Here is a 22,501-nt window from a genome sequence, read left to right on the forward strand (position 1 = left end):
CGCTCGACAAACCCTCCAGGCGTCCAAGTCCGGCGCCACGGGGGCCCGCCTGAAGGTCCGGCTCCGCGGACCCAGGGGAGTCGATTCGTGTCGTTGCCGAGGACCAAGCGCGCCATCGCCTACACGTTCAGTGCGTTGTTCACGCTCGGAACGTTCAGTCTGGTGGCCGGTCCGGCCGAGGCGATCACGGGGACCGTGGAGTCCACCGCCCAGGCGCTGGACACGACCATCGTGGGTCTCGGCATCACCACCTCGATGGTGACGACGAACAACGGCCCCCAGACCGGCTCCGTGGCGGCCGTGAACTCGCCCGGCCTGCTCGGCACGAGCGCCGTGCACGCCACGGTCGACGCCGACAACCTGGCGGACACCGCGCACGCCACGGCCGGGGCCGACGACCTGGGCCTGACCCTGCTCAACACCAGCATCCTGACCGTCGGCGCCGTCGACGCCGTCTGCGACACCACCGGTGGCGCCGCCACGGCCACGACGACCCTGACGAACGCGTCCGGCATCGTCACCCTGCCCACGAACCCGGCCCCCAACACGGTGATCCCGGTCCAGCTGCCCGTCGGTCTGCTGGGCGCCAACGTCACCGTCGCCAACCTGCACCTGAACGAGCAACCCGGCGCCTCCCTGGCCTCGACGCCCGGTGGGCTGAACACCACCTCGACCACCGCGCTGCGGATCGAACTGCTCCACGTCACCGTAGGCGGGATCACGCTTCTGAACGCGGGGAACATCCCCGTCGGCAAGGTCGGCTGCGCGTCCACCAAGCCGGCCACCCCGGTCGCCTCGGCCCTCTCCCCGACCTCCGGCCCGACCGCGGGCGGCACCACCGTGACCGTCGACGGGTCCAACATGTTGGGCGTCACGGGCGTGACCTTCGGCGGCGTCGCCGGGACCAACCTGACCCGGGTCAGCACCACCCGCATCCGGATCGATGCTCCGGCCCATGCGTCAGGGGCCGTGTCCGTCGCCGTCACCAACGCCACCGGTACGGGCACCGCCGCGCAGCAGTACACCTACCGGGCGGTGCCCACCGTCACGTCGGTCTCCCCCGCCGCCGGCCCGCTCGTGGGCGGCACGCAGGTCACCGTGACCGGCACCGGCTTCGCCGCCGTCAGTGACGTGAAGTTCGGCGCCACCTCGGCGCTGGCGTTCACCGTGAACAGCCCGACGCGGATCACCGCCACCACGCCCGCCCACGTCGCGGGTGACGTGCACACGACCGTGACCGGCACCGGCGGCACGTCGGCCACCAGCGGCGCCGACCTGTTCAGCTATCTCACCGCGCCGACGCTGACGTCGGTCTCGCCGACCAGCGGCTCCACCCAGGGCGGCGACCCGCTCACCCTCACCGGCACCGAGTTCACACCCGGCGCCGCGGTCACGGTCGGCGGCGTCCAGGTGACCCCGACGTTCGTGAACGGCACGACGCTGCAGGTCACCTCGCCGGCGCACGCCGCCGGGACCGCGAACGTCGTGGTGACCACCGCCGGAGGGCCGACGGCCCCGGGCACCTTCACCTATGTCGTCCACCCGGCGGTCACCAGTTACACCCCGCACTTCGGGTACACGACGGGCGGCGACGTCGTGACCGTGCACGGCACCGGCCTGAACACCGTCACGAGCGTCACGGTCGGCGGCCTGACCCGCGCGCTGCTGGCCCAGTCGGCGACGTCCCTGACCTTCGACACCCCGGCGCTGGGCATCGGGCCGCAGCCGGTCGTGCTCGTCGGCCCCGGCACGGTCGAGACGCCGGTCGGCGACTTCGACTACTACGCGCTGGTGGGCCCGCTCGTCGCCCCGACCGTCACCAACCTCAGCCCGACCCACGGCGTCGTGGGTGACACCGTCACCATCACCGGCACCGACTTCTCGAACACCTCGACGGTGACGTTCGGCAGCACCCCCGCGACCGGCGTCGTACCCGTCGACGACCAGCACCTCACCGTCGTCGCGCCCCCCGGCACCGGTGTCGTCGACGTCACCGTGGACAACGGGGTCGGCGTGAGCACCCCCGACGCCGCGAGCGACTTCACGTACGACCCGCCGAGCCCGTCGCCCACCACGAGCCCGCCGTCCAGTCCCAGCCCGACCAGCACCGCCGGCCCGAGCATGACCACGTCCCCGACCGGAGGCACCGGCACGGGAGGCGACGGCGGCACCGGCGTCGACGGCTCACCCGACCCCGTAACCGACGGCGGCACCGACGGCGGTACAGGGGCTGGGACGGGCAGCACCGGCGGGAACACCAGCAGCACAGGCGGTTCCGCGGGCTCGGGCGCCACGGGCGGCGGAATCACCGCGTCGTCGCGGGGCATCCACGACGGCCCCGCCGGCCGCGGCACCAGCCGGGCGACGGCCGTCGCCACGGCCACCCCGAAGGTCACGCCCAGCGACCAGGCCGGCGGCGTCACCGACGACGCGCTGACCTCGGCGCTGACCGGCCGCGGGACCCGGTGGATCGGCCTGCTGGCCGCTCTCGCCGCACTGGGTGCCGCGCTGTGGCTCGGCGACGGCTGGTGGCGGCAGTGGCGGGCCCGACGTCTCGCCGACCGCCTGATCCGCGGCTGGACGGGCGCCGGCCCGCTCGTCGCCTCCGAGGCGGTCGCCGTGCTCAAGGTCCCGGCCCTGGGCGAGAACTGGCGCTGGCCGGTCTATCCGGTGGCGGCGGACGCCGCCTCGGGCGACCGCGGCTTCACCAGGGGTGTCGGCCTGCAGGCCGGTCACCTCGACGAGGCCGGTCACTGGACCGCGACGGGTGACCTCACCCTCGCGGCCCGGGCGGCCGACCGGTACGACCCGCTGCTCGGCCTGAACCGGGTCGCGCCCGGCGACGAGGTGCACGTCATCACCCCGCACCGCACCCTGACCTACCAGGTGTCCCGCACGGCGGCCTTCGGCAGCTACATCGCCGGCTGGTCCCCGGTCGCGGGTCCCCCGCCGGAGCCGGGTTCGTCGCTGCTGCTCGGCACCACGGACGCCGGGGACGACGGGGCGCTGGCCCCGCACCCGGCCACGGTGAAGGCGGCGCTGGCCCGGGTCGCGCCGACCACGGCCGACGCCCGGGCCGCCGAGGAGGCCGACACCCCCGCCCCGTGACCGGGCGGCGACGCACCGGTAACACGGCAGGAACACCGTGGGAATCCACTGGTGGTGGACTTCGGTTCATGACTGTGGCCAGTGGATCGGGTGGGAGCCTCCGGGAACGGGCCGAGGCGGCCGGAACGTCATTCATCCTGGCCCTTTTCGTCGACCTGGCGGGTAAGCCGTGCGCCAAGCTGGTGCCGGTCTCGGCGGTCGATGCGCTCGCCACCGAGGGCGTCGGTTTCGCCGGCTACGCGGTCGGCGCGATCGGCCAGCAGCCCAGCGACCCGGACCTGATGGCCATCCCCGACCCGGCCTCGTTCACGCCGATCCCGTTCATCAAGGACGGGCTCGCCCTCGTGCACTGCGACCCGCACGTCGACGGCGTCCCGTGGCCGTTCGCGCCGCGGGTCATCCTCCGGGCGCTGCTGGCCCGGGCTGCGGCGCAAGGGCTTTCGCTCAACGTGGGCGCCGAGGTCGAGTACTTCCTGGTCACGCGCGACGCGGGCGGGCGCCCGCAGCCGGCCGACCCCGCCGACGTCGCCGCCCGCCCCTGCTACGACGCCCGCGGCCTGACCCGCATGTTCGACCACCTCGCCGCCGTGTCGACCGGCATGAACGCGCTCGGCTGGGGCAACTACGCCAACGACCACGAGGACGGCAACGGGCAGTTCGAGCAGAACTTCGAGTACGCCGACGCGCTGACCACCGCCGATCGCGTGATCAGCGCGCGGTACCTGATCTCCATGCTCGCCGAGCAGCGCGGCATGACGGCGACGTTCATGCCCAAGCCGTTCGCCGACCGCACCGGCAACGGCCTGCACCTGCACATGTCGTTGTGGCGGGACGGTGTGGCGGGTTTCCCGGGCCCGGACGACGGGCCGGCGGATCCCAGAGGCCTCGGGCTCTCAGCGCTCGCCTACTCGTTCGTCGCCGGGGTGCTCGAGCACGCGAGCGCCCTGCAGGCCGTGGCCGCCCCGACGGTCAACTCGTACAAGCGGACCAACGCGACCTCCACGAGTTCGGGCGCCTCCTGGTCGCCGAAGGTGCCCACCTACGGCGGCAACGACCGCACCCACTACGTGCGCGTCCCGGACGACCAGCGGGTCGAGCTGCGCGGCGGCGACGGTTCGGCCAACCCGTACCTGGCGATCGCCGGGGCCCTGGCGGCGGGGCTCGACGGCATCGGCCGCGGCCTCGACCCGGGTGACCCGGGCAAGGCGGGTGAGCGACCGCCGCTGCCACGGACACTGCTGCACGCCGTCGAGGCGTTCGAGCGGGACGACGTCCTCACCGGCGCGCTGAACGCCGCCGGCCCGGGGGTGGCCGAGTACTTCGCCGACCTCAAGCGCGAGGAGTTCTTCGCCTGGCACGGCGCGGTCGGCGAGTGGGAGATCGAGCGATACCTCACGGCCTTCTGAGCGCACCAGACCGTCAGAGCAGGCGTCCGGCGGTCACAGCCGATTTCGCGTCGAGTGTGGCGCTGGTGCGCGTGATTCGGGCGATATCCCGCTCGAACGGTGCACGAGCGTCACACTCGGCGGCCCGGGTCGCGAGCGCCTGACCGCAGATCACCGGATGACCCGACGCGGCTCAAAGACAATGGTCACGGGACTCTGACGCGCTCGAAACACCCCTGCCATCCACTGCTGGTGAACTGAGGTTCACGCCAGGAGCCGGGTTTCTCAACAGTGGTGAGCGGAGGTGCGAGGGGCATGTGCGGGATCGTGGGCCTGCACCTGCGCGACCCCGACCTGCACCCGCAGCTCGGCGCCCTGTTGTCCGGGATGCTCACCGCGCTGGGCGAGCGCGGGCCCGACGCCGCGGGCGTCGCCGTGTACGGGGACCCGGTCTGGACGCCGCCGGGCACCTCGTGCGTCTCGGTCCTCACCCAGCGGGGCCCGGACGAGCTCCAGGCGGCGATCGTCGCCGAGACAGGTTGCGAGCCAAGCGTTCTCCACGTCGGGGGCACTACCCTCATCCGCGCGGCCATCGACCCGGCCACCCTGCGGGCCGCCGTCCACGCCGTGGCCCCGGAGGCGTTGCTGATCGGCTTCGGCGAGGACGTCGCCGTCCTCAAGGGCATCGGCCGCCCCGCCGACCTGGCCGCCGGCTGGGGCCTGGCGGGCGCCCAGGGTCGGCAGGGCGTCGGGCACACCCGGATGGCCACCGAGTCGGCGGTCGTCCCCGAGGGCAGCCACCCGTACGCGGTCGGCCCCGACCAGTGCATGGTGCACAACGGGTCGTTCGCCAACCACGCGACGATCCGGCGCGAGCTGCGGGCCCGGGGGGTGGAGTTCGACTCCGAGAACGACACCGAGGTGGGGGCCCGGTTCGTGGCGCAGTGCCTGGCCGACGGGCTGGACGTCGAGACGGCGCTGAAGGAGTTGTGCGCGCGGTTCGACGGGTTCTACACGCTGCTGGTGGCCGACCGCGACTCGTTCGCCGTGGTCCGCGACGCCATCGCCTGCAAGCCCGCGGTGATCGCCGAGACCGACGCCTGGGTGGCGATGGGCTCCGAGTACCGCGCCCTGGTCGGGCTGCCCGGCATCGAGGGCGCACGCATCTACGAACCCGACCCGGAGCGGGTGTACGCATGGACGCACTGACCTTCGACCTGGCGGAGACCCCTCTCCGGGAGCTCAACTCGGCCCTGCACGCTCCTGATCTGGCCCCCGGCACGCGGGTCCGGGTGCTCCACCCGGCCGGTGCCCACAGCGTCGCGGTCGGCCTGGACGCGCCGGTCCGGGTGACGGTCGCGGGCCACGTCGGCTACTACGCGGCCGGCATGAACCAGCAGGCCGAGGTCGTGATCGACGGCAACGCCGGGGTCGGGGTGGCCGAGAACATGATGAGCGGCTCGGTCCGGGTACGCGGCAACGCCTCCCAGTCGGCGGGGGCGACGGCGCACGGCGGGCTGCTCGTCGTCGAGGGCGACGCGGCCGCCCGGTGCGGCATCTCGATGAAGGGCGTCGACATCGTGGTGGGCGGTTCGGTCGGGCACATGAGCGCGTTCATGGCTCAGGCCGGGACGCTCGTGGTCCGCGGCGACGCAGGCGACGCGCTGGGCGACAGCATCTACGAGGCCCGGCTGTACGTGCGCGGCACGGTGGCCTCGCTGGGCACCGACTGCGTGGCCAAGGAGCTGCGCGGCGAGCACCGCCACGAGCTCGCCCAGCTGCTGAAGGCCGCCGGCTACGACGACGACCCGGGTGAGTACACGCGCTACGGCTCGGCCCGGCGGCTCTACCACTTCCACCCCGACAACGCGTACTAGGGACACAGGGACGAGATGGCTGACGAGAGTTGGGGTCTGCGCGAGTCGGCCACGTTCGACCGCGCGACGATCGCCGGCATCCAGCGCGCGGCGGCCACGGGTGTCTACGACATCCGGGGCTGGGGGGCCAAGCGCGCCCTCCCCCACTTCGACGACCTGTTGTTCCTCGGGGCGAGCATGAGCCGGTACCCGCTCGAGGGGTACCGGGAGCGGTGCGACACCGACGTCGTCCTCGGCGCCCGCAACGCGCGACACCCCCTGCACCTGGACATCCCGGTCACCATCGCCGGGATGTCCTTCGGCGCCCTGAGCGCGCAGGCCAAGGAGGCCCTGGGCCGGGGGGCGAGCGAGGCCGGGACGTCGACCACCACGGGCGACGGCGGGATGACCCCGGAGGAGCGTGATCAGTCGAAACACCTGGTCTACCAGTATCTCCCGTCCCGGTACGGGATGAACCCCGACGACCTGCGCAAGGCCGACGCGATCGAGGTTGTGCTCGGGCAGGGGGCCAAACCCGGCGGTGGGGGCATGCTGCTGGGCCAGAAGATCTCCGACCGGGTCGCGCAGATGCGCACGTTGCCGCCCGGCATCGACCAGCGCAGCGCCTGCCGGCACCCGGACTGGACCGGCCCCGACGACCTGACCATCAAGATCGCCGAGCTGCGCGAGATCACCGACTGGGAGAAGCCGGTCTACGTGAAGGTGGGGGCCAGCCGCACCTACTACGACGTGAAGCTCGCGGTGCACGCCGGGGCCGACGTGGTGGTGGTCGACGGCATGCAGGGCGGGACGGCCGCCACCCAAGAGGTCTTCATCGAGCACGTGGGCGTCCCGACGCTCGCCGCGGTGCCCCAGGCCGTGCAGGCGCTCCAGGAACTCGGGGTGCACCGACGCGCGGACGGCGTCCAGCTGATCGTCTCGGGCGGCATCCGCACCGGCGCCGACGTCGCGAAGGCGATGGCCCTGGGCGCCGACGCCGTGGCGATCGGCACGGCCGCGCTCATCGCGCTGGGCGACAACGATCCCCGCCACGACGCGGAGTACGCGGCGATCGGCTCGCGCGCCGGTTTCTACGACGACTTCCAGGACGGCCGCGACCCGGCCGGGATCTCCACCCAGGACCCGGAACTCGGGGCCCGGCTCGACCCGCTGCTCGCGGGCCGACGACTGGCCAACTACCTGCGGGTCCTGACCCTGGAGGCGCAGACCATCGCCCGCGCCTGCGGTAAGGCCCATCTGCAGCACCTGGAACCGGAGGACCTGGTGGCCGTCACGATCGAGGCGGCCGCGATGGCCCGGGTCCCGCTGGCCGGTACCGACTGGATTCCCGGGGTGGGCGCATGAGCGTCTACACCGAGTCCGGCACGATCGCCGTGATCGGGGCCGGCCTGATCGGCGCCGCGGCCGCCTGGCAGCTGGCCCGCCGTGGGCACCGGGTCACGCTGATCGAACGGGCCACCCCCGCGCACGACGGAGGCAGCTCGCACGGTTCGGCGCGGATCTTCCGGCACGCCTACCCCGACCCCTTCTACGCGGGTCTGGTCGGGCAGGCCCGGCGCGACTGGGACGACCTGGAGTCCGAGGCTCAGACCGCGCTGATCACCCGCACCGACGCCGTCGACTTCGGGGTGGTGCGCGACGTCCCGCGGCTGGCCGAGGTGCTGGCCGAGGTCGGTGTCCGGCACGAGGTGCTCCCCGCGCGCGCGGCGCGGGAACGGTGGCCGCAGATCGGGTTCGACACCGACGTGCTCTGGCACGAGGGGGCCGGGGTGCTGGACGCCGCCGAGTCGGTCGCCGCGATGGCCCGCCTCGCGCTGGAGGCCGGTGCGCAGCTGTGGACCGACTGGCCCGTCGCCCGGGTCACCGAGTTCGGGGGCCGGTACGAGCTGGTCGCCGAGGACGGGCGGGTGCTGGACGCCGATCGCGTGGTGGTCGCGGCCGGCGGCTGGTTGCCGTCCCTGCTGCCGAACCTGCCTCTGCCGGAAGGGTTCCGGCGGGCCCTGCCGCCCTTCGCCGTCCACCAGGAACAGACGTTCCACTTCCCGTACCGGGACGGGTTCGCAGAGCGGACCTGGCCCACGATCATCCACAAGAGCGACGCGATGCAGGTCTACGCCCTGCCCGGCGGCACGGACGCGGGGCACATCGGGCAGAAGGTGGCGGAGTACGGCGCCGGGAGACTGATCCGGGACGCGAGTGCCGGCGACCGCCGCGTCTCCAGCGCGAACCGTCGCCGGGTGACCGAGTACGTCGAGAGGTACCTGCCCGGACTGTCGCCGCGGCCGTACGGCGAGTCGTCCTGCGTCTGGACGGTCACCCCGACCGAGGACTTCGTGATCGACTGCGCGGGCGGCATCACCGTCGTGTCGGCCTGCAGCGGGCACGGGGCGAAGTTCGCCCCGCTGATCGGGCGGGTCGCGGCGGACGTGGCGACGGGGCACGACATCCCCGCCCGGTTCCGGACCGGCTCGGCCCTGGCGGGCTAGGACCCATGGACGGTTCGGACACCGGTCGCCTGATCCGCAACACCCTGGGCATCGCGCGCGACCGGGACCGCTCGGAACCGCTCGGTTCGCGGGCGCTCGAACAGGCCATCGCCCAGAACGCCCGCACCGCGCGGCTGCGCTCCGGCCTGTCCGTGGCCGAGATGGCCGACCGGGTGGGCATCTCGAAGGCCATGCTGTCGAAGATCGAGAACGCCCAGACGTCGTGCAGTCTCGCGACCTTGCACCGTCTGGCGCTGGGCCTCGACGTCCCGGTGACGGCGTTGCTGCGGGGCGCCGACGAGGAACGGGCGGCCGTCTACACGCCCGCCGGATCGGGCCCGCGGATCGCCCGCGCCGGCATCCACGACGGCCACGAGTACGAACTGCTCGGCGCGCTACGCGGCCAGCACAAGCGGCTGGAGTCGCTGATGGTCACCCTCACCGAGGACAGTCAGAGCTACCCGATGTTCCAGCACCCGGGCACCGAGTTCATCCACCTCTTGGAGGGCGAGATGGCTTACGGGCACGGCGATTCCGTCTACCACCTGGCGCCCGGCGACTCGTTGCAGTTCGACGGCGAGGGCCCGCACGGGCCGGTCGAGCTGCCGAGCCTGCCCGCCCGGCCGGTGCGGTTCCTGTCGGTGATCGCCTTCCCCGACAGCACCCCCTGAGGCACTCAGGACCCGGGCCGCACCGGCAGCGTGACCACGAGCACGGTCTCGTCGACCCGACGCTCGATCTCGATCGTCCCACCGTGCCGCTCGACGACGATGCGCCGTGCCACATCCAGCCCCAGCCCGGCGCCCTGCCCGACGGGCTTCGTCGTGAAGAACGGGTCGAACGCACGCTGGGCCACGGACGACGTCATGCCGGGCCCGGTGTCGCCGATCTCGACCACCACGTCGTCGCCCGCCGAGCGCGTCGCGAGCCGCAGCGTCCCCGCACCCGTCATGGCGTCCACGGCGTTGTCGATCAGGTTCGTCCAGACCTGGTTCAGCTCACCCGCGTACGCCTCGACGCGCGGCACGTCGGCACCGAAGTCCCGGACCACGTCGACGCCCACCAACTGGGAGGTGAGCATGGCCAGCGTGCTCTCCAGCCCCTCCGTCAGGTCGACGAGCTGCACGGACGCGCGGTCCATCTGCGTGTAGGAACGCACCGCGCCGATGAGCTTCGAGATCCGGGTGGTCGACTCCCGGACGTCGGCCAGCAGCGACGAGGCGCTCAGCGTCGCAGACACCCACTGCAGCGCCGGGCCCAACGTGGCGTCGTCCAGCACCTCTGCCACCCGGTCGAGCCAGGCGACGTCGGCCCCGGCCCCGGCCAGGGCCGGCGCGAGGGTCCAGGCGTCGTCGACGCCCCGGTCGTCGAGCCAGTCCGACAGCTCGTCCTCCCGGTCGGCGAGCGCCAGCGGGCTGAGCGATGCCGGGGCCAGCGACTGCCGCAACCCGTCCAGACTCGCGAAGGACGCTGCCGGAAGGCCCTTCTCGGCCAACGAGCGGAGCGAGCTGCTGATCGTCGCGAGGGTCGCGTCGAGGTCGGCCACGGCCCGCGTCGCCGCCGCGGCCGGGTTGTTGATCTCGTGCGCCAGCCCCGCGGCCAGCGTGCCCAGGGCCAGCAGGGACTCCGCCTGCCGGGCGTTGGCCTCGACGGTCCGGGCGAACCCGAACAGGCCCTGCACGATGTGCCCGGACAGCGGCGACCAGGTGTCGGTCAGCCGGCGCAGGTCCGGCGACGCCACCCGCAGCGCCACGCCCGGCTCGCCGCCGCGGCCGGTGGCGAGGTACACCCCGCGCTCGTCCCAGGCGCGGAAGCCGCCGGCCCAGCGTCCGGACTCCATCCGCCCGAAGACCTCGGTCTCGCGACCGTTGCGCCGCACGAGCTCGATCGAACCCGTCACGACCAGGTACCAGTGGTCGGCCGGGTCCCCCTGCGTCCACAGCTGCTCGCCCGCGACGATCGGCACGGCCTCGCCGGCCGCCGCGAGCTCGGTCAGCTGGGCGTCGGTGAGCCCCTGCAGGATTTCCAGTGGGCGCAGCAGTTCGCGGTCGATCACCGGGTCATTGTGCCCACGAGGCGCTAATAGACGGATCCCGGGACCCGGACGAACTTCCGGACCGTGCGCGTGCGGTTCCCGTCCGGGACGGTCACGTAGGCGCAGACCGCCCGGTACTGGTCCGCGGAGACCTGGGCGACGGTCTGGAGAACCGTGGCCCCATCGGCACCTACGCTCCGTAGCGCCTCACCCACCACATCGAACTGCTGGTCGGACTCGGCGGCCCGCAGGCAGGTCGAGTCGTCGACCGGCCCGTCATCCGTGGTGTCGTCGGACTCGTCGTAGTCGTCGGGCACCTCGATGCCGCGCAGCACCGCCCGCACTTCGCCGCCGGCGGGCAGGTCGCGGGCCGAGACCTGCAACGTCACGGCGACCGACCGCTCGGCCAGGCCCTGCGCGCTCAGGAGGATCTCGGGGCCGGACGCCGCCGATGTCGCCGATGCCGCCGATGTCGCCTCGCCGTCCCCCCGCGCGAAGGCCCAGGCCCCGAGCCCCACGACGAGCAGAATGACGACGGCCCCGGAGATGCCCAGCAGCCAGACCTTGCGTTGATCAATCCCCATGATGATCAGGACGTTAACTCATCTCACGACGTCTGCCACGGAAACGAGATCTTCGTCCAGCAGCGGGCTACGCAGCGGTGCGGCCAGGGCCCGCGCGGCGGCCAGCGCCCCGTCGTCCCCGAGCCGGTACCGGTGCACGGCGGCGCGGGCCCCGAACTCGCGCATCCCGGCCCGGTCGGCGGTACGGGCCAGGTCGGCCACCCACGCCCCGGCCTCGGGTCGCTCGTAGGTCACGCCGACCCCCGCCAACGCGTCGAGGACGTGGGCCTGCGCCCAGACGTAGGCGTCGGGCAGCCGCCGGGCGCGCACGAGACCGTCGAGCAGGATCGCCACCGCGCCCGGGCCGTCACCCCGGGCGGCCGCGAGCACCCCCAGGCCCCGGGCGGCCATCCCCTCCCAGCACGGGTCGCCGATCTGGCAGCCCAGCGCGAACGACCTCTCCAGCCGGTCGGCGGCCGCGCTCAGGTCACCGGCGGCGAGGTCGACGTCGGCCCGCAGCGACTCGGGCCACGGGACGAAGGTCGTCCAGCCGCAGGCCTGTGACCGGGCCGTCGACTCGTCGAGCGCCGTGGCCGCCTCGTCGTAGTCGCCCCGCAGCAGGTGTACCCGCCCGATCATCGACAACGCGTAGGCCCGGCGCCGTTCTCCGGCCGGCCCCGGCGCCGACACGTCGAGTGCGGCCCGCAACGGGTACAGCGCCGCGTCGTAGAAGCCCTGGTCGCTCAGGGCCGCACCGCGCACGGTCTCGATCATGGCCCGGGTGTCGGGCCTCGGGGCGCCGTGGGACTCGGCCGCCAGCAGGTGCTTCTGCGCGAGTTCGTAGCCCCCGCGCAGGAATTCGACGTACCCGAGTTCCGTGTGGGCCTGGGCCACCACGTCCGGGCTCGCACCGGGGACGGCGAGGGCTGCGTGCAGGTCGTACGCCCCCTCCTCGTCCGACCCGCGGGCCGCGTGCACCAGCGCCGTGCCGGAGGCGACCAGGCAGCGGGCCAGCAGCGGGCCGTCGTCCAGCCCCCGCGCCTCGGCCACCGCGCGGGCCAGCACCTCGAGCCCGGCGGCCGTCGCCCCGGCCCCGACGGCCGCCTCCCCGGCCAGCAACTGGGCCTCCACGGCCACCGCTCCGGTCGCCACGGGCCGGGCCGCGGTCGGCCCCGCCCGCAACGCCGCCGTCAGCTGGGCCCCGGGCTGGACCCCGAGCTCGCGGGCGAACAGTTCCCGGCACGCCTCGGCCGCCCGCTGCGCCGCCACGGGCAGGCCGGCCATCGCGAGCGTGCGGACCAGCAGCGTCTGGAAGTTCTCCTCCAGCGGGTTCAGCCCGACCAGCCGGGCCGCGACGTCCGAGGCCTCCCGGGCCGACCCGCGCGCCAGTTGCGAGATCGCCGTCTCGTGCAGCAGCGACTCGACCGTTCCCCGGACCTGCCGGCGCTGCGCCTCGAGCCAGATCTCGAACCCGGGACTGTCGGGAAAGGCCATACCCGCCAACAGATCCGACCCGACGTTCGGATCGTCGGCGGTCAGGTCGAGGACGTCGACCCGCGGCTCGAGCCCGGCCGGCCAGTCGGGTTCGAGCGGGTCGCCCCGGAAGCCCTTCGGGTGGTCGACGAGGCGGCGCAACTGGGTCAGGTTCCAGCGCAGGGCCGCCAGCGGGTCGTCGGCCTCCGCGAACAGCAGCTCGGCCAGCTGCGACCGGCCCGCGGGGGCTCCGCGCAGCAGCAGGTAGGCGAGCAGGCCCCACACCTTGTTCCCGCGTGGGGCCTGCACCGCCGCACCGGCCCGGACGACGCGGGGGGCACCGAGGAGATGGATCTGGAGCACCGTCGTCGCACCTCCGTCTCGTCCGGACGCGTTCACGACCGGTCAGCCCTCGGCCGTGGTCGGGTCCACCACCGCGCGCACGGCCACCACCGAGTCGGCGGGGAACCCGCCGCGCCGGGCGTGCTCTCGGACCTGGTCGGCGTCGCCCGCCACGTACACGCAGTACATCTTGTCGTCGGTGACGTAGCTGTGGACCCACTGGACGGAACCGCCCAGCTCGCCCAGCACCGCGTTGGACTTCTGCGCCACGTCCTGGAGGTCCTGCGCGGACGAACCGCCCAGACCCGGAATCTCCCGCTCGATCACGTACTTCGGCATGATTCTCTCCTGTTGCTTGCGATGTTTCCGGCGATGAACCGCTCTGTCGGGGTCGAGATTTCCGGCCGAACGTTTGACGGAGCGGTTGACCGATCGCGCGGCCGGGCGGACGTAGGGTCGGGTTCATGGCCGACGCACAGGTCGCGGCCACTCCTCAGGGGGCCCTGCCGCCCCTGCACGACGAGTGGCTGCGGGCGCTCACCGGCATCAGCCACCCCGCGTCGGAGCCCAAGGCGACGTGCGGGGACTGCGTCATGTGTGCGGGCGTCGAACGGTCGGGCAGCCGGGTCACGTTCTCGCCGACCATCAAGTGCTGCAGTTACGTCCCACATCTGGCCAACTTCCTGGCCGGGCGCTCGTTGCGCGGGCCCGGGGCCGACTCGGTCCGCGCCCGCATCGCCCGGCGGACGGGGGTGACGCCGCTGGGTGTGGGTCTGAGCCACGCGGACGTGCTGCACATGGTCGGCGCCCAGGCCCATTTCGGCCGGGCGGCCGTCGTCCGGTGCCCGCACTTCGTGGCGGAGACGCAGGGCTGTGCGATCTGGGCGACCCGCAACGCGGTCTGCTCGACGTGGTTCTGCAAGCACGAGCGCGGCGCCGTCGGGCAGCGGTTCTGGCACGCCGTGCGCGACCTGCTGATCGCGGCGGAGGAACGGGTCGCCTACCGCTGTCTGGTGGAGGACGACCGGCTGCCGCAGGAGCAGGTGGACGACGTCCTCGGCCACCGAGCGCAGGTGCGCGCGACCATCGCCGCGGCCCAGGCGGAAACCCCCGTGCCGCAGCCGCGTCCGGCGTCCCTCCCGGACGAGGAACCGGGCTGGTACGAGCGGATGTGGGGCGGCTGGGCCGGGCGCGAGGAGGAGTGGTACCTGCGCTGCGCCGACAGCGTGGACGGGATGGACGACGCCGAGCTCGCGTCGTGGATGGACGGCGTGCGCCGGCTGGTCGAGGCCGTCCAGGCCCGCTCGGCGGAGGTCGAAGCCGTCGACGTGCCCCAGAACCCCACCTTCGCACCGGGAATCGGGAGCGAGGCCACGGTCGACGTGCTGCGCCTGATCGGCTACTCCCCCTTCGACCCGCTCGTGCTGCCCGCGGAGCTGCAGTCGTCGTTGCGCGCACTCGACGGCCGCCCGCTCGAGGAGGTGCAGGCCGCGCTCGAGGCGAGCGGCGGCGTCCGGCTGGACGACGACCTGCTGGTCAGCCTGGCCGACTTCGGCCTGGTCTGAATTCCTCGGCGCCTTCCGTACGGCTATTCGACGCTCACGTGGACGTGGTCGTAGTGGTTCGCCGTGGCGCTGCCCCGGTCCTCCATCGGCTCCCAGTCGCCGGTCGCGTGGCCCGCCATCCAGATCTTCTGCTGGTAGATGACGTAGCTGACGTGCAGCTGCCCGGCGTGGGCCTGGACGTAGCGCGCGATCGTCCGGCCGGGCTCCCCCGAGACCATGATGTCGACGGCCCGGCCGCTGCCGTGGTCGCCCGAGTCCCCGGCCCGGTAGCCGCCGAAGGACGACACGGAGTCGCCGTAGGCGGCGCACACCGCGCGGTAGACGGCCCGCGCGTTGGCCGTCAGGTGGGTCTCGACGTCCGGGCTGATCGGGCAGGAGGCCCCGGAGACCCCCGTCGAGGTCGGTTCGGGCTTCGGCTTCTTCTTCGACAGGTAGCCGGACTTGACCCATCCGACCTGCTCGTCGACGACCACCTCGGTCCACCCGTCGCTGGTGGTGCCTGTGACGCCGACCCGCTGGAGCGCCTTCAGGAGCTCGAACCGCTTCGTGCCGGCCGACGGCCCGTAGCGCACGTTGACGGCGGTCGTCACCCAGAGCTTGCGCTTGACGGCCGGAAGGGCCGGCGTGGGCAGCGGCGTGCGGTCCTGGCTGCGGTTGACCCGCTCCGCCGCCCTGTCCCGCAGGGCGGCCGAGTCGGCGAGCACACTCGACTGGGGACCGGGGACCGCCTGCGGCTCGGCCCCACCTCCGGGCCAGACCGCGACCCCCAGGGCGACGAGCAGGACCGAAAGCCCTGCGATCGCCGCGACCGGCCACGGCACCCGCCGGAGCGACCCGAGCAGGCGGGGCAGACCGGACAGGCGTGCTTCGGTGGTCTCCTCGCGGTGACGGCCGCTGGCCAAGGACTCCTACTCCCGATTGAAGGCGTTTCCGACGGGCAGCCTACGACGGGAGCCCCAGCTGCACCGCTAAGCGCATCTCAACCTTGCGTTTCCGACTGAACGGGCGGGCCCCCGACCGGTGGTCCGGTCAGGGGCTCGTCGCCGTGGAGGGTCGGCCGTGGCGGTCAGCTGCGCACGCCGCGGTTCTGCCCGACCTGCGTCCAGATCAGCAGGGCGATGACGGCCCCGATGATCGAGCCGATCAGGCCGGCGGGCTGGAGCATTCCGTCGGAGCCGTCCTTGCCGAAGATGAGGTAGCCGAGGAACCCGCCGATGAACGACCCGACGATGCCGAGCACGATCGTGGCGACGATCGACATCGGCTGAGGACCGGGCACGAGCAGACGGGCGAGGGCGCCGGCGATCAGCCCGACGATGATGAGGGTGACGATGAGACCCAGCATGGTGGAAACCCTTCTCGAGACCTTGCTGACCCCTCGAGCGAACCACCCCTAGGGCTGGTGCACTACACCCCTAGGGAGGTTTAGAGTCCCGTCATGACGCCCGCCGCGAGCCTCGTCAGAGTCGCGCTGGTCAACGACTACGACGTCGTCCTGGCCGGCGTGGCCCACATGCTCGACCACTACCGCGACCGCGTGGTGATCGCCGAGATCGACGCCAACGAGGGCGTCACGGACGAGGTCGACGTGGTGCTCTACGACAACTTCGCGCAGCCGGAGTCCGACCGGGACGAGATCAGCACGCTGGTGGCGAACCCGCGGGCACGGCGCGTCGCGGTCTACACGTGGAACTTCCACCCGGAGTTGATCGAGAACGCTCGCCGGCAGGGGGTGGACGGCTACCTCTCCAAGACGAGCACGGCCGCCGAGCTGGTCGCGGCGATCGAGTCGCTGCACGCCGGTGACGAGGTGTTCACCGACCAGGCTCCGCGGGCGCGCAGTGCGGCGGGGCTGCGCTGGCCCGGGCAGGGCGAGGGCCTGACCGACCGGGAGTCCGAGGTGTTGGCGCTCATCACCCAGGGCATGAGCAATGCCGAGGTGGCGTCCCTGACCTTCCTCAGCCCGAACACCGTGAAGTCGTACATCCGCACCATCTACCGGAAGATCGGCGTCGCCAGCCGGACCCAGGCCGTGCTGTGGGGCGTGCGCCACGGCTTCACCCCGGACCGGCACCGGATCGAGCACTGGCGGGGCGGCCCCTGAGGGAGGCTCAGGCAGGAGCGGCCTGGTGCGACGGCGTCACCGGGAGCGCCGGCCCCGTGCCGAACAGGTCGTCGAACACGCGCTCCTGGTCGAACTGCAGCGCGTACTCGCGGGCCCGGGTCTCCATGAGAACCCGGTCCTCGCGCGACATCTCCAGCACGACCCGGTCGATGGCGGCCGAGATCGCCCCGACGTCCCCGGCCTCGACGATGACCGCGGTGTCGCCGACCGCCTCGCCCGTGCCGCCCGTCAACGTGGTGATGACGGGGCCGCCACCGGCCAGCATCTTCTCGGTGAGTGCGATGCCGAAGGTCTCGACGAAGTCGGGTTCGGGCTTGGTGGGCAGCGTGTACGCGGCGCAGCCGGCCATGAGCAGCGGCTTCTCCTCGTCGTCCACGTCGTTCAGGAAGACGATCCGGTCGTCGTCCCGGGCGGCGGCGCGCACGTGCTCGAGCGCGGGGCCGTTCCCGGCGACGACGAGCTTCACCTTCTCCGACGCCTTGCTCTGCGCGAAGGCCGGGATCAGGTCGTAGATGCCCTTGGCGCGGGCCACCCGCGAGAGGAACAGCACGTACCCGTCGCGTTCGAGTCCCCGGCGCCGCAGCGCGGCGTCCACCAGCAGGGGGTCGGGCTGCAGCAGGGCCGCGGTGTCGATGGGCGGGTAGCTAACCACGACGCGGCGCAGGCACTCGGGGCCGAACCGGGTGCCGCAGTGGGCGTCGACCGCGAGCGCCGACTCGACGATCTGCTGCTTGGTGTACTCCGAGACGGCGACGACCTCGTCGCTGGCCAGGAACGTGGTGAACGTGGCGACCGCAGCCCCGAACCGCCCCTCGCGCAGGCACGAGGCGATGACGTTGGTGACGTCGGAGCCGACGGCCTTGGCCATGGTGCGCACGTCCGGCCGGAACCCGGCCGCCCGGGCCGCCACCACGGCGTCCTCCACGACCTGCGTGTGCGGCGCGAGGTACATCGAAAGGCACGTGGTGGGAACGGGTTCCGCGAGCAGCTCGATGAGCCGCCCGGTCAGCCCGGCCATGTACCGGCCGTCGGGCACCCGGTAGTCGCCGACCGGCTCCGGCCGCTCGACGGTGATGCCGGGGCTGTACGGGGTGATCCGGTCGACCGGTTTCAGCGGCAACCCGGCCGCCTCCAACGCCGGCATCGGCCAGGTGAGCAGGCGGACGTCGTCGAAGCCGCGGGTCAGGGCCACCTCGGCGAGGTTGCGCGCCTCCCCGGAGTGACCGCAGATGACCGGGTCGGCGCGGACGACGATCACGAGACGGCGGGTGGGCTTGGCGACCCACGCCTTGGACTGGGTCTGCGTCGGGAGGCTCATGGGAGGGTCCCCGTTCCGAGTGGGTCGGACAACGACGGCGGCCGGATCTTTCGCCCCCATTCCGAGGGTTCAGGTCCGAGTTCGAGATGCAGCCGGCCTCCCGCGTGGAGGTCCGTGCCGCGTAGATGGGCTTCTTCGAGAGGTCTCCCGTTGAGCCGTGCGGACTGCACGTACTGCGGAGGAGGTATTCGTTCCAGCCCGTCGGAGCTGATGGGTGTCTCCCGGTGGCCACTCGTCTCGACCACGAACTCCGCATCCCCGATCTGCACTCGAGCATGCGCGAAAGCGGGCGCGTTGACCAGGAAGAGATTCTGGCCGGCGACCGGGAACAGCCCCAGCGACGCCCAGACGTACCAGGAGCTCAGCCCGCCGGAGTCGTCGTTGCCGGGCAGCCCGCCCGGGCCGGTGCCGAACTGCCAGGTCAACGCCGAGTGCACGATCTCGGCGGTGCGGTCGGGCCGGCCGGCGTAGTGGTAGGACCAGGGAGCCTCCATGTCGGGCTCGTTGTTCAGTCCCTCGAACCGGTTCAGCAGGTAGCCGGCCGCCATCTCGGCGGCGGGCGGCCGCTTGCCGGGCTGCTTGACCGGCGGGGCGCCGTAGCCGAAGAACGAGTCGAGCATGGCGACGAACGCATCGTCGCCACCGGCCAGTTCGATCCGGCCCCTCATGTCGTGCAGCAGCCGGAACGAGTAGTTCCACTTGCCGCCCTCGTAGAACTCCGAGTCCTTGAGCAGTCCGGTCGAGGCGTCGAAGGCGTTGGACCACAGGCGGCTGCGGGCGTCGAGGTCGTCGGCGAGCGGCCCGTCGTTCAGGGCCCGGGCGACGTCCGCGGTGCACCAGTAGGCGTAGGCCAGGTCGAGCGTGTGCGAGATCGGGTGCACGACACCGTGTTCGAAGAAGTCCTCGCCGTACATCCGGCGCAGGTCGTCCTCCATGTGCACGAGCGCCCAGTTCCAGTCCAGGTCGCCGAGCCCCAGCGCGTGCGCGTCGGCCAGCGCCGTGTGCGCCAGCGCGCTGGCCTGGCGGAAGAACCGGTCGGCGCCGCGGGCCATCCGGTACCCGATCGGGAAGTTGCCCTCCTCCTCGCAGACCCGCACGAGCGACTCGAGCAGGTCGACGGCCCGGTCCGGGCAGATGGCGGCCAGTAGCGGGATCTGGGTCTTGTAGATGTCCCACATCGTGCAGACGTCGAACGCGAACGGGCCCGGGGTGGGCCAGAACGGGCTCTCGTCGTCCGCGAAACAGGGCTTGATGAGTGAGTGGTACAGCGCGGTCGAGAACACCTGCCGACGCGCGGGTGAACCGCCCTCCACCTGCACCCGGTCGAGGTGCCACCGCCAGCGTTCGGTGGTCGCGGCCCGGATCGTCTCGAAGGCCCGACCCGAGCCGCCTGTGCCCCCGCACTCGCGGCGCAGGTTGGCCTTGGCCTGCTCGCAGCCGCGCAACGAGAACCCGATCCGCACCTCGACGGTCTGGCCGGCCTGCGCGGAACCCATGAACAGCAGCCCGAACGGGCGCAGCGTCGTCTGCCGGATGCGGTCGAAGTCGAGCCGGGTGCCACCCTCGATGAGGCGCCGGTCGTGCCAGAGCATCGAGCGCCAGCCGGGGCTGTCCACCTCGATGTAGACCGACAGCGGCACGCCCTCGACGACGACCGTGCCCTGCGCGCACCCGCCGCCGATGTTCTCGACGTACGCGCGCAGCGGGACCGTGCGCCCGTGGTCGATGGCGAGCCCGCCCGAGGACAGGTCGACGACGACGCGCCCGCTGCGGTGCTGCGGGAACGTGTACCGGTGGACGGCGACCTTCTCGCCGACCGTGATCTCGCTGCGGATGCCCGAGTCGAGCGTGGCGGCGTAGTAGCCGGCCTCCGCGGTCTCGTCGTGCAGGGCCCAGGCGTGCCCGAGCGCGTCGAGCGACTGCACCATCGGCGTGACGCGGACGTAGTTGTAGTACTTGCGGATCGCCCCGGTACCGGACTGCTGGAAGTGCGTGAAGCCGGAGGCCTGGACCCGGTCGAACATCTCCTCGGGCACGCCCTCGGTGTTCTTGGTGTAGAGCCCGTAGCCGGTCGGGTAGGCGCCCGAATAGGCGCAGGCCGAGACCATGCCGAACGGGGAGGTCGCCCCGGGATGGGTGTTTCCGACCTGCGGTTTCGGCCACCACCAGGTGGCCGCCAGACCCTGCGCCGCAGGCAAGGAGGTCGCGGCCGTGCCGATGAATGGATCGATCTCGCTCAGGATGCGAGGACTGTAAGCCGCGCGGGCGCGCCGGATGGTTTCCGGGACATGAACTCCTGCGCGTGTCGTAAACCGTGCCGATCGATGTAACGCGGCGTAATCAAGGACAAGTCGCCGAGGGCGGAAGTCCTTTCTGCCCCATTCGCAACGGAGGTTCCGAAACACCTTCTGCGAGTGCGGGATCCATCGTGCGTAAGCACGCCTGAAACGGGTTCCAGTCGTGATAGCAATGGCCGAACGCATGATCTGCACGGGGGTGACGGGACTTGACGGTGATCACAGACAGTCACGATGCTCGGAACGACGAGGACGCGATACAGGCCGGGACCGGCGACCTCGAGATCATCAGGCACGCCACGGATGATCCGGACGCCGCGCCCCCCGAACTGTCCGTGGTCGGCCCGTCGGTGGTCGCCTCGGTCGGCCCCGACGGCCTGGTCATCGATCTCCGGGACCGTCCGCAGGACAGGCTCACGCCGGCCCTGGAACCCTTTCTCACGGCCGAGGTCCTGACCGAGCCGAAGGACGTCGACGCGGCCCGCCGGCTCGCCGCCTCGGTCTACGTCCGCTACGGCTACGCCCAAGCGGGCGACCTGACGGTCGAGGGCACCCTCGACGAGGAGCACGACCCCTGGGTCGTGCAATCCACCTACTTCGGCGTGCTGCGCGACGGCCGACCCGTCGCCTCCGCGCGCCAGATCATGACCGACAGGGTGGAGCAACTACCGGGCCTGCGCCTGCCCGGTCTGTTCCCCGACGACCTGACCCGTCTCACCGCCTTGCGCGGTGACGAGGTCATCGAGATCTCCCAGGTGGTCCGCTCGCGCGGGGCCGCGAACCTGATCGACGCCACGGCCGTGTACGTCCGGATGTGGCAGCACTCCCTCCAGAAGAGGCACCAGGCCTGGGTCCTTGCCATCGACAGCCACGTCTACCGGCAGGTCCGCACCCTGCTGTCCGGCGACGCGATGCGTCCGATCGGGCCCGAACTGGAGTACTTCGGGTCGCTGGTCATCCCTTCGGTGATCTGGCTCGACGAGACGAACGCGATCCTGACGCGCCGGGCGTTGGAGGCACCGCCGGATGATCCGTTGACCCCACTCCTGCCCCATCTCTTCCCGCACCCCGCCCGGTGACCGCCCGCGTGCGGAAGCCGACCGCCGTGCTGGAGGCCGGCCTCTGGCAGGCCTACGCCCATCTCTACGACGGGCTGCTCGACGTCTACGCCTATCGGGACATGCTGGACGACGTCGTCGAACTGAGCGACGTCAAGGGCCATCGCGTACTGGACGTGGGGTGCGGGACGGGCAACGTGACCGCCCGGCTCCTCCAGGACCGCCCGGCCCACGTCGTGGCGGTGGATGCCAGCGCGAACATGCTCGGCCTCGCCCGCCGGAAGTTGGCTCTCGACGTGGCCCAGGGGTCGGTGGAGTTCGTGCTGGACGACGCGACCGCGGCACTGGCCGCCCAGCCCGAGGGCAGCGTAGACCGGATCACGGCGGTCAACTTCCTCTACACCCAGCCGGACCGGACGGCCTTCTTCACCCAGGTGGCCCGTGTACTGGCCCCCGGCGGCTTCCTGGTCGCCGCGCACACCACCCGACCCGGTTTCGGGCCGATCGTGCGCGAGCAACTGCGCCGCGGAGGATGGCGCAGTCTGCTAAGGGTCCGCCTGATCGGGATCGGTGTCATCGACCTGCTCATCGACCTGTTGGCCCGTGGGGGCCGATACGACTTCTCCCCCGTCGACCGGCTGGCCGACGAGGCCGCCGCCGCCGGTTTGGGCACGACGACGCGGCACGGCCGGACGTATGGCGGGCCCGACGACGGGGTGAACGAACTGGTCCGGATCGGGCGATAGACGGGCGTTGCGGCCCACCGAGCAAACCTCGTCGCACCAGTCGATTTGAGTCGAGCCCTTGTTCGGCCGATGACCACCCCCGAGACGAACAGCACGATAAAGCTGAAACTCGGAGGAGGGGCC

General features: G+C 72.3%; 19 protein-coding genes. 11 read left to right on the forward strand and 8 right to left on the reverse strand.

What is annotated here, in order from left to right:
• The first annotated feature begins 87 nt into the window (after positions 1–87).
• The 7 genes from ACIB24_RS19685 (at position 88) to ACIB24_RS19715 (ending at position 9,527) form a co-directional block, all read left to right on the forward strand.
• Positions 88–3,108 (forward strand): IPT/TIG domain-containing protein, encoded by a 3,021-nt coding sequence (locus ACIB24_RS19685; RefSeq protein WP_398283858.1) that lies wholly within the window; start codon positions 88–90, stop codon positions 3,106–3,108.
• 68 nt (positions 3,109–3,176) lie between these two features.
• Positions 3,177–4,514: a type III glutamate--ammonia ligase gene (glnT, locus tag ACIB24_RS19690; protein ID WP_398283860.1), complete on the forward strand. Its 1,338-nt coding sequence runs from the start codon at positions 3,177–3,179 to the stop codon at positions 4,512–4,514.
• A 294-nt stretch (positions 4,515–4,808) separates the two neighbouring features.
• Positions 4,809–5,702, forward strand: coding sequence for a glutamine amidotransferase (locus ACIB24_RS19695; protein WP_398283862.1), 894 nt, complete (start codon positions 4,809–4,811; stop codon positions 5,700–5,702).
• On the forward strand, positions 5,690–6,370 hold the full coding sequence (locus ACIB24_RS19700; protein WP_398283864.1) for a protein glxC: 681 nt from the start codon (positions 5,690–5,692) through the stop codon (positions 6,368–6,370). The genes ACIB24_RS19695 and ACIB24_RS19700 overlap by 13 nt, the downstream gene beginning before the upstream one ends.
• A 15-nt stretch (positions 6,371–6,385) precedes the next feature.
• Entirely contained in the window at positions 6,386–7,714 is a 1,329-nt protein-coding gene (locus tag ACIB24_RS19705) for an FMN-binding glutamate synthase family protein (protein WP_398283866.1), read from the forward strand.
• On the forward strand, positions 7,711–8,856 hold the full coding sequence (locus ACIB24_RS19710) for an FAD-dependent oxidoreductase (protein WP_398283868.1): 1,146 nt from the start codon (positions 7,711–7,713) through the stop codon (positions 8,854–8,856). Before ACIB24_RS19705 ends, ACIB24_RS19710 begins: the two co-directional genes overlap by 4 nt.
• Positions 8,857–8,861: 5 nt before the next feature.
• Positions 8,862–9,527 (forward strand): helix-turn-helix domain-containing protein, encoded by a 666-nt coding sequence (locus tag ACIB24_RS19715; RefSeq protein ID WP_398283870.1) that lies wholly within the window; start codon positions 8,862–8,864, stop codon positions 9,525–9,527.
• Positions 9,528–9,532: 5 nt separating this feature from the next.
• On the opposite strand, the gene ACIB24_RS19720 is transcribed toward ACIB24_RS19715, so the two are convergent.
• From ACIB24_RS19720 to ACIB24_RS19735, 4 genes are read right to left on the reverse strand one after another with little or no spacing between them, the layout of a single operon-like run.
• Positions 9,533–10,912, reverse strand: coding sequence for a sensor histidine kinase (locus ACIB24_RS19720; RefSeq protein ID WP_398283872.1), 1,380 nt, complete (start codon positions 10,910–10,912; stop codon positions 9,533–9,535).
• A 23-nt stretch (positions 10,913–10,935) separates the two neighbouring features.
• Entirely contained in the window at positions 10,936–11,475 is a 540-nt protein-coding gene (locus tag ACIB24_RS19725) for a hypothetical protein (protein WP_398283874.1), read from the reverse strand.
• An 18-nt stretch (positions 11,476–11,493) separates the two neighbouring features.
• On the reverse strand, positions 11,494–13,290 hold the full coding sequence (locus tag ACIB24_RS19730) for an AfsR/SARP family transcriptional regulator (protein ID WP_398283876.1): 1,797 nt from the start codon (positions 13,288–13,290) through the stop codon (positions 11,494–11,496).
• 42 nt (positions 13,291–13,332) lie between these two features.
• Positions 13,333–13,608 carry a DUF4242 domain-containing protein gene (locus ACIB24_RS19735; RefSeq protein ID WP_398283878.1) on the reverse strand — a complete coding sequence of 92 codons (276 nt, stop codon included), beginning with the start codon at positions 13,606–13,608 and terminating at the stop codon, positions 13,333–13,335.
• A gap of 125 nt (positions 13,609–13,733) precedes the next feature.
• Between ACIB24_RS19735 and ACIB24_RS19740 the strand changes: the two genes are divergently transcribed.
• Positions 13,734–14,834, forward strand: coding sequence for a hypothetical protein (locus ACIB24_RS19740; RefSeq protein WP_398283880.1), 1,101 nt, complete (start codon positions 13,734–13,736; stop codon positions 14,832–14,834).
• Between the two features lie 23 nt (positions 14,835–14,857).
• Here the strand turns inward: ACIB24_RS19740 and ACIB24_RS19745 are convergent, their stop codons facing one another.
• The gene (locus ACIB24_RS19745) at positions 14,858–15,736 is read right to left on the reverse strand and encodes an SH3 domain-containing protein (RefSeq protein ID WP_398283882.1); all 879 of its coding nucleotides are present in this window, start codon (positions 15,734–15,736) and stop codon (positions 14,858–14,860) included.
• A gap of 164 nt (positions 15,737–15,900) precedes the next feature.
• Positions 15,901–16,179, reverse strand: coding sequence for a GlsB/YeaQ/YmgE family stress response membrane protein (locus ACIB24_RS19750; RefSeq protein WP_398283884.1), 279 nt, complete (start codon positions 16,177–16,179; stop codon positions 15,901–15,903).
• 93 nt (positions 16,180–16,272) lie between these two features.
• Here ACIB24_RS19750 and ACIB24_RS19755 point away from each other — a divergent pair, with 93 nt between their 5' ends.
• Positions 16,273–16,938, forward strand: coding sequence for a DNA-binding response regulator (locus ACIB24_RS19755; RefSeq protein ID WP_398283886.1), 666 nt, complete (start codon positions 16,273–16,275; stop codon positions 16,936–16,938).
• A 7-nt stretch (positions 16,939–16,945) separates the two neighbouring features.
• Here the strand turns inward: ACIB24_RS19755 and ACIB24_RS19760 are convergent, their stop codons facing one another.
• Together ACIB24_RS19760 and ACIB24_RS19765 are read right to left on the reverse strand one after the other, a co-directional pair.
• Positions 16,946–18,277 carry a glycosyltransferase gene (locus tag ACIB24_RS19760; protein ID WP_398283887.1) on the reverse strand — a complete coding sequence of 444 codons (1,332 nt, stop codon included), beginning with the start codon at positions 18,275–18,277 and terminating at the stop codon, positions 16,946–16,948.
• Positions 18,274–20,520 (reverse strand): GH92 family glycosyl hydrolase, encoded by a 2,247-nt coding sequence (locus tag ACIB24_RS19765; protein ID WP_398284124.1) that lies wholly within the window; start codon positions 20,518–20,520, stop codon positions 18,274–18,276. The genes ACIB24_RS19760 and ACIB24_RS19765 overlap by 4 nt, the downstream gene beginning before the upstream one ends.
• Before the next feature lie 269 nt (positions 20,521–20,789).
• Between ACIB24_RS19765 and ACIB24_RS19770 the strand changes: the two genes are divergently transcribed.
• Both ACIB24_RS19770 and ACIB24_RS19775 read left to right on the forward strand, forming a co-directional pair.
• The gene (locus ACIB24_RS19770; RefSeq protein WP_398283889.1) at positions 20,790–21,653 is read left to right on the forward strand and encodes a hypothetical protein; all 864 of its coding nucleotides are present in this window, start codon (positions 20,790–20,792) and stop codon (positions 21,651–21,653) included.
• A gap of 8 nt (positions 21,654–21,661) precedes the next feature.
• Positions 21,662–22,378: a class I SAM-dependent methyltransferase gene (locus ACIB24_RS19775; RefSeq protein WP_398283891.1), complete on the forward strand. Its 717-nt coding sequence runs from the start codon at positions 21,662–21,664 to the stop codon at positions 22,376–22,378.
• The last annotated feature ends 123 nt before the right edge of the window (positions 22,379–22,501 follow it).

It is taken from the genome of Spongisporangium articulatum (assembly GCF_044465595.1).
Taxonomy (GTDB): Bacteria; Actinomycetota; Actinomycetes; order Actinomycetales; family Kineosporiaceae; genus Spongisporangium; species Spongisporangium articulatum.